The sequence below is a fragment of the Ruegeria sp. P10 genome (assembly GCF_056534925.1).
In genome coordinates, this window is sequence record NZ_JBQERJ010000027.1 from 1 (window position 1) to 1,758 (window position 1,758).

Here is a 1,758-nt window from a genome sequence, read left to right on the forward strand (position 1 = left end):
TCGGCGGAGATTCCGGCGACGGCGACGGGTTTTTTCATCGCGTCGCGGCGGAAAGGCTCGCCGAGCTCCTGGTTGATCAGGGCCTCGATCAGCGTGGTGATGCCGTTCTTCTGATCCTCGATCGCCTGATTCAGCGCCGCAGTCAGCTCGTCCTGGGTGCGGGCCACGACACCCTTCAGGCCACAGGCCTGCGCGATACCGGCGTAAGACACTTTGGTGTCCAGCTCGGTGCCGACGAAGTTGTCGTCGAACCACAGGGTCGAGTTGCGCTTTTCCGCGCCCCACTGGTAGTTGCGGAACACGATCTGGGTCACGGCGGGCCATTCCTCGCGGCCGATCGCGGTCAGTTCGTTCACCGCGATGCCAAAGGCACCGTCACCGGCAAAGCCCACGACCGGCACATCCGGGCAGCCGATCTTGGCACCAACGATGGCCGGCAGGCCATAGCCGCAGGGGCCGAACAGGCCCGGCGCCAGGTATTTGCGGCCCTCTTCAAACGATGGATAGGCGTTGCCGATGGCGCAGTTGTTGCCGATATCCGAGCTGATGATCGCCTCTTTCGGCAGGGCCGCCTGAATGGCGCGCCACGCCATGCGGGGGCTCATCCAGTCGGGCTTGGCCGAGCGAGCACGCTGGTTCCAGGTGGTGCCCGGATCGTCATCCTCGTGGGTCATCGAGGTCAGTTCCTGCGCCCAGGCCGATTTCTTCTGCGCGATGCGCTCTTTGCGCTCCTTGCGGCCTTCGTCACCGGCGGTGTCGCTCAGCTGGGCCAGAATGCCCTTTGCCACCTTGGCGGCGTCGCCGATGATGCCGACGCTGACCGCTTTGGTCAGGCCGATACGGTCAGGGTTGATGTCGACCTGGATGATCTTCGCATCCGCGGGCCAGTAGTTGATGCCATAGCCCGGCAGGGTCGAGAACGGGTTCAGACGGGTGCCGAGGCACAGGACAACATCCGCCTCGCTGATCAGCTCCATCCCGGCTTTCGAGCCGTTGTAGCCCAGCGGACCGGCAAACAGAGGGTGGCTGCCGGGGAAGGCGTCGTTGTGCTGATAGCCCACGCAGACCGGCGCATCCAGACGCTCGGCCAGCGCCTTCGAGGCCTCGATCCCGCCCTTGGACAGCACCACGCCCGCACCGTTCAGGATCACCGGGTTCTTGGCGTTCGACAGCAGCTCGGCCGCCTGCGCCACGGCGGTTTCGCCGCCCGCAGGGCGCTCGAACTCGACGATGGCGGGCAGGTCGATATCGACCACCTGGGTCCACATGTCACGCGGGATGTTGATCTGGGCCGGGGCGCTGGCGCGCTTGGCTTTCATGATCACGCGGTTCAGAACCTCGGTGACGCGGGTCGGGTCGCGGACCTCTTCCTGATAGGCGACCATGTCCTCGAACAGCTTCATCTGCTCAACTTCCTGGAAACCGCCCTGACCGATGGTCTTGTTCGCCGCCTGCGGAGTGACCAGCAGCAGCGGCGTGTGGTTCCAGTAGGCGGTTTTCACGGCGGTCACGAAATTGGTGATGCCGGGGCCGTTCTGCGCGATCATCATCGACATCTTGCCGGTCGCACGGGTGTAGCCATCCGCCATCATCCCCGCGCTGCCTTCATGCGCACAGTCCCAGAACATGATCCCGGCCTTCGGGAACAAGTCCGAGATCGGCATCATCGCAGATCCAATGATCCCGAACGCATGCTCAATCCCGTGCATCTGCAAAACCTTAACAAAGGCCTCTTCCGTCGTCATTTTCATAAGGGTG

General features: G+C 63.8%; 1 protein-coding gene. It reads right to left on the bottom strand.

Translation table 11 applies throughout. The features are described 5' to 3' along the window. Positions 1-1,751, bottom strand: a 1,751-nt coding sequence (gene xsc, locus ACR0FB_RS20650; RefSeq protein WP_480621773.1) for a sulfoacetaldehyde acetyltransferase, incomplete at its 3' end; no start/stop codon positions are given. Between the last annotated feature and the right edge of the window lie 7 nt (positions 1,752-1,758).